This is a genomic window from Mycobacterium sp. NAZ190054, from assembly GCF_001545925.1.
Lineage (GTDB): Bacteria > Actinomycetota > Actinomycetes > Mycobacteriales > Mycobacteriaceae > Mycobacterium.
In genome coordinates this window covers 1-5,328 of sequence record NZ_LMVQ01000260.1, presented here as the reverse complement: position 1 = coordinate 5,328, position 5,328 = coordinate 1, and the positions used below count along the sequence as shown (strand labels likewise).

At 70.0% G+C, this 5,328-nt stretch carries 6 protein-coding genes and 1 pseudogene; 4 read left to right on the top strand and 3 right to left on the bottom strand.

The window, feature by feature from the left end:
• Nucleotides 1–238: pseudogene (locus ASJ79_RS18035) on the bottom strand (gluconolaconase); the annotation flags it as partial.
• Nucleotides 228–992 carry a pirin-like bicupin family protein gene (locus ASJ79_RS18030; protein WP_067957899.1) on the bottom strand — a complete coding sequence of 255 codons (765 nt, stop codon included), beginning with the start codon at nucleotides 990–992 and terminating at the stop codon, nucleotides 228–230. The gene ASJ79_RS18030 and the pseudogene ASJ79_RS18035, both read right to left, overlap by 11 nt.
• Before the next feature lie 98 nt (nucleotides 993–1,090).
• Between ASJ79_RS18030 and ASJ79_RS18025 the strand changes: the two genes are divergently transcribed.
• Complete coding sequence (locus ASJ79_RS18025) at nucleotides 1,091–1,546, top strand: MarR family winged helix-turn-helix transcriptional regulator (RefSeq protein ID WP_067957901.1); 456 nt, start codon at nucleotides 1,091–1,093, stop codon at nucleotides 1,544–1,546.
• Here the strand turns inward: ASJ79_RS18025 and ASJ79_RS18020 are convergent.
• Entirely contained in the window at nucleotides 1,543–2,577 is a 1,035-nt protein-coding gene (locus ASJ79_RS18020; protein WP_067957896.1) for a sigma-70 family RNA polymerase sigma factor, read from the bottom strand. The two genes, ASJ79_RS18025 and ASJ79_RS18020, sit on opposite strands and share 4 nt — an antisense overlap.
• Before the next feature lie 75 nt (nucleotides 2,578–2,652).
• On the opposite strand from ASJ79_RS18020, the gene ASJ79_RS18015 reads away from it, so the two are divergent.
• The 3 genes from ASJ79_RS18015 to ASJ79_RS18005 form a co-directional block, all read left to right on the top strand.
• Nucleotides 2,653–3,492, top strand: a complete 840-nt coding sequence (locus ASJ79_RS18015; protein WP_067957893.1) for an alpha/beta hydrolase — start codon at nucleotides 2,653–2,655, stop codon at nucleotides 3,490–3,492.
• Between the two features lie 17 nt (nucleotides 3,493–3,509).
• A complete protein-coding gene (locus tag ASJ79_RS18010) occupies nucleotides 3,510–4,484 on the top strand; it encodes a hypothetical protein (RefSeq protein ID WP_369803703.1) in 975 nt (324 codons plus the stop codon).
• An 87-nt stretch (nucleotides 4,485–4,571) separates the two neighbouring features.
• A partial coding sequence (locus ASJ79_RS18005; RefSeq protein ID WP_231750906.1) for a DUF2786 domain-containing protein occupies nucleotides 4,572–5,328 on the top strand: 757 nt, incomplete at its 3' end.

Sequence of the window (5,328 nt, the reverse complement as noted above, 5' to 3'; positions counted from 1 at the left end):
TGGTCCAGCCCTGCGGCACCAGCGCCTCCCGGGGCTGGTCGAACGGTGCGTCGGCCAGTTGCGCGTCGACCTCGACGGTCACCGGGACCAACCCGGGACTCGGTGCGCCGTCGGTGGCCGTCGCCGTCGGTGTCGGCGCGGGCGCCGCAGAGCTGCCCCGCTCGGGGCCCGGTTCGGACGTACATCCCGCGAGCAGGGCGGTGCCCGCCAGCAGGATGCCGATTCGCTTATGCCGCACCGAGTCCCGCATGCATCTCCCAGACCAGGATCTCGGCCGGCGCGGTCGCGGTCACACGCTGGCCGCCGGACGCGGTGAACCGCACCGCGTCGCCCTCGCGCAGCGGACCGGCGTCTTCGAGGGTGACTTCGCCGCGCGGGACGAACAGGTGCAGATAGGGCGCCTCGGGTAGTTGCACGCTCTGTCCCGGCTCCAGCCGCGCGCCGTGCAGCGCCGCGTACCGGTTGCGGATCGTGATGGCGGCGGCGTCGCTGTGTGCGGGCATCCCGGACGCGATCGTGACCAGCTTGCCGCGCATCAGTTCGTCGTCGATCTCGAGCTGCTGGTATCCGGGGTCGATGCCAGACTCGTCGGGCACCACCCACATCTGCACGAAATGTACTGGTTCGCTGTGGGTTTCGCGGCCGGTCAGAGTCCAGGAGTCGTTCTTCTCCGAATGCAGGATGCCGCGCCCGGCCGACATCCGCTGCGCCAGGCCGGGATAGATGACCCCGGAGTGCCCGGTGGAGTCCTGGTGTACCAGCGACCCGCGCAGCACCCACGTCACGATCTCCATGTCGCGGTGCGGATGGGTGTCGAAACCCGTGCCGGGCTTGACGATGTCGTCATTGTTGACCAGCAGCAGGCCGTGGTGGGTGTTGTCGGGCTCGTAGTGGCCGCCGAACGAGAACGAGTGCTTGGAGTCCAGCCACGCGATCTTGGTCTTCGCGCGGTCGTCGGCGCGCCGGATGTCGACGATGCTCGGGCTGCTCATGGGTGATCACTCCTCGGAGTCTTTGTCAGCCTAGGTGGCTGCTCTGCCGTCGACAACATCGATGACATGTCATGTATTCCGGCGCTAGGGTGGGGCCCATGGAGTGGCTCAGCAGCGAGCAGCAGGCGATCTGGCGCACCTACCTGGCCATGGTCAGCAGGCTGCACACCGCGATGCACCGGCAGCTGCAGCAGGACTGCGAGCTGTCGCTGTCGGACTACGACGTGCTGGTGGCGCTGTCGGAGCGGGGGCAGATGCGCATCCGCGAGCTCGGCGAGCTGATCGGCTGGGAGCAGAGCAGACTGTCGCACCAGCTGCGCCGCATGCGGGGGCGGGGCCTGGTGGACCGCGCGGACGACAGTGACGACCGCCGGGGTGCGACGGTCACGCTGACCGGAGCCGGGCTGGCGGCGCTGCAGACCGCCGCGCCCGGGCACGTGGAGCTGGTGAGGTCGGTGGTCTTCGACGGGCTCACCGACGCCCAGCAGCGCGAATTCGGTGCGGCGCTGGAGACGATCCTGGCCAGACTCCGGGCCGCCGGGTCCCCAGGTTAGAGCGTGGCCGGCAGGCCGAACTTCGCGAACAACCCGGCCTCCATGAACGCCACCACGTGCGCGATGCCGGACTCGCGCAGATCGAGCACGTGCAGCTGAAAAGCCTCGTGCACACCGGTTTCCGGGTTACGCATGTACAGCGCGGCCGCCGGCTGCCCGTTGGCCGTGGTCCGCAGGAAGCGCATGTCGCCGGCCTGCTCGGCCGGGCAGTGCACCTTGGAGAGCGTGACGATGTCGGCGGGCCCGTGGTACCAGCCGTCGAACGGGGGCATCTCCCACACCGCGTCGGCGGTGAGCAGGTCGACGAGCCGGTCGATGTCGTAGCTCTCGAACGCCGCGATGTACTTGGTCAGCACGTCGGCGGCTTCCGGGGACTCCGGCGGCACCGGCCGGGCGTCACGGGCGGGCTGGATCTCGTCGAGCTGGGCGCGTGCCCGCTGCAGCAGGCTGTTGACCGCCGCGGTGGAGGTGCCGACCGCCTCGCCGACCTCGGCCGCCTTCCACTGCAGCACTTCCCGCAACACCAGCACCGCGCGCTGCCGCGGCGGGAGATACTGCAGCGCGGCGATGAACGCCAGCCGCACGGCTTCCCGGGACTCGGCGATCACCGACGGGTCCGACGGGTCTTCGTGCGGCCCATCGGGTAGCGGCTCCAACCAGGTGACCTCGTGACGCTCGGTCAGCTCGCCGGTCGGGTCGGACGCCGGCTGCCCGAGACCGCTCGGCAGCGGCCTGCGTTTGTTGCCGTCCAGCGCCGTCAGACAGGTGTTGGTGGCGATCCGGTACAGCCACGTACGCACCGAGGATTTGCCCTGGAAACCTTTGTACGACTTCCAGGCCCGGAGATATGTTTCCTGGACCAGATCCTCGGCGTCATGCAGCGAACCGGTCATGCGGTAGCAGTGCGCGAGCAGTTCGCGCCGGTAGCGCTGCGCATCGGCGAGAAAAGCGTCCCCGGCGCCTTTGTCGTCAAAGCTGTCGTCGAGAGCCGTGACGGTCACGCACAGCAGCTTACGCACCGGCTGTGACAAGTCCAGGGGGTTGCGCAGACGGGCACGAAGAGGCGCGGACGGCCGCGCCGGAGCCGGCCCGATAGTCTCGCTGCCATGGCCGTGACCCACACCGAGCGCAGTTTCGACGGCGTCGGCGGCGTCCGGATCGCCTACGACGTGTGGACCCCGGCCGGGCCGCCGCGCGGCGTGGTGGTGCTGGCCCACGGGTACGCCGAACACGCCCGCCGCTACGACCACGTCGCCGCCAAATTCGGGGAGGCCGGCCTGGTCACCTATGCGCCGGACCACCGCGGGCACGGCCGCTCCGGCGGCAGGCGGGTCTACCTGCGCGACATCTCCGAGTACACCGCGGACTTCCACACCCTGGTCCGGATCGCCGCCGGGGACCATCCGGGTCTGAAGCTGGTCGTGCTCGGCCACAGCATGGGTGGCGCCATCGTGTTCGCCTACGGTGCCGAGCATCCCGACGACTACGACGCCATGGTGCTGTCCGGGCCGGCCGTCGACGCCCAGGCCTCGGTCTCGCCGGTGATGGTGCTGCTGGCCAAGGTGCTGGGCCGGATCGCGCCCGGCCTGCCCGTCGAGAACCTGCCCGCCGACGCGGTGTCCCGCGACCCGCAGGTCGTCGCCGCCTACGAGAACGATCCGCTGGTCCACCACGGCAAGCTGCCTGCGGGCGTCGGGCGGGCGCTGATCGGCGTCGGCGAGACCATGCCGCGACGGGCCCCCGCGATCACCGCGCCGCTGCTGGTCGTGCACGGCGAGCGGGACAGGCTGATCCCGGTGCAGGGAAGCCGCAAACTCGTCGACTGCGTCGGCTCGGCAGATGTGCACCTCAAGGAGTACCCAGGGCTCTACCACGAGGTGTTCAACGAACCCGAGAAGGACGTGGTGCTCGCCGACGTCACCGGCTGGATCGAGTCGAAACTGTGAAAATTATTGCTGCCGCTGTGCTTTCGGTGCTTCTGCTGGTGACCGGCTGTTCGTCGGACTCGCCGCAGGAGCAGGCGACGTGGACCGACGAGGAGGTCACGTTCGAGGCCGACGGACTGACCCTGCACGGCACCTACCGTCACCACGGCGAGGGGCAGCCCGGCCCGGCGGCGCTGCTGATCTCCGAGAGCGGCGGCACCGACCGCAACGGCGACAACCAGGTGGCGGGCCCGATCGGCAACATGCGTCAGCTGGCCGAGCTGCTGTCCGACCGCGGCGTGGCCAGCCTGCGTTACGACAAGGTCGGCACCGGCCGGACCGGCCTGGGCCCGTACCGGGACAGGCCCGGCGACGTCGTCAGCGCCGTCTACACCGCGGGCGCCGCGTCGGCGTTCAGGTTCCTCGCCGGCCGGCCCGCGACCGACCCCGCCCGTGCGTCGGTCTACGCGCTCGGGGAGGGCACGGTCCACGCGCTGACGCTGGCCGGCGCGACCGAGCCCGGCGCGCCGAAAGTCCACTCCCTCGGCCTGTTCCAGCCGCTGCCCGGGCGCTACCTCGACATCATCACCAACCGGGTGAAGGCCGACGGTTCCCCGGAGACGGTCGCGGCGTGGCAGGCCGCGGTCGAGGAGATCCGGACCAGGGGCACCGTTCCGGCCGACCTGCCCGACGGTCTGACAGCGATCGTGAATCCGGGCAACGTGGCCGCCGTGGCCGAGGCGGACAAGATCGACCCGGTGAAGCTCGCGGCCGCCGTGCCCGCCGGCACACCGGTGCTGCTCACCTGCTCCGACACCGACAACCAGTCCCGCTGCGACGCGGTCGGACCGCTCGTCGCGGCGCTGCAGCACACCGACCTGACCTTCGTCGAACTCAAGGGCGTCAACCACGTGCTGCGCGACGACCCGACCGACAGCATCGCCAACTACGCCAAACAGGATCCGCTGTCCGAGCAGGTGGTCACCGCGCTGGACGGCTTCGTCGGCAAGTGAGCCGCGCGGCTGTGGAGAAAAACCGGTGTGGGGATAAGGAATACTGCAGGCAGTGAAACGTCGTACCGAATCCCTACCGTCACCGGCATGAGTTCAGACGAGAAGATGCTGGCCCGCATCGCGGCACTGCTCCGCCAGGCCGAGGGCACCGACAACCCGCACGAGGCCGACGCGTTCATGGCCGCCGCCCAGCGGCTGGCCACCGCGACCTCGATCGACCTCGCGGTGGCGCGCAGCCACGGCGATCAACGCACCAGGGCCCAGACCCCGGTGCAGCGCACCATCACCATCGGTGAGCCCGGCGCCCGGGGCCTGCGCACCTATGTGCAGCTGTTCGTGGTGATCGCGGCCGCCAACGACGTCAAATGCGACGTCGCGTCGAACTCGACGTTCGTGTACGCCTACGGGTTCGGCGAGGACATCGACACCACCCATGCGCTGTACACCAGCCTGGTGATGCAGATGGTGCGCGCGTCGAAGGACTACATCGCCTCCGGTGCGCACAAGCCCACGCCGACCATCACCGCGCGGCTGAACTTCCAGCTCGCGTTCGGGGCCCGGGTCGGGCAGCGGCTCGCGGAGGCGCGTGAACAGGCACAGCGGGACGCCACCAGCGGGCCCGACAGTGTGCCCGGCACCGCAATCGCGTTGCGCAACAAAGATCTCGAGCTCAAGGACTATTACCGCGAGACGTCCAGGGCGCGCGGGACGTGGCGCGCGACGAGCGCCACGCCGTCGAGAGCGCGCTGCCCTTACCGGATCCCGAGCACGACCTCGAGCCGGTCCGTGCCGCGCTCGAACGCATGGACGCGGCGTCGGATCCGCTCGACCGCGACGACGCCCA

Coding starts and splice junctions, on each gene's coding strand:
- ASJ79_RS18025 (WP_067957901.1), top strand. CDS start 1,091: ATGGAGTGGCTCAGCAGCGAGCAGCAGGCGATCTGGCGCACCTACCTG.
- ASJ79_RS18030 (WP_067957899.1), bottom strand. CDS start 992: ATGAGCAGCCCGAGCATCGTCGACATCCGGCGCGCCGACGACCGCGCG.
- ASJ79_RS18015 (WP_067957893.1), top strand. CDS start 2,653: ATGGCCGTGACCCACACCGAGCGCAGTTTCGACGGCGTCGGCGGCGTC.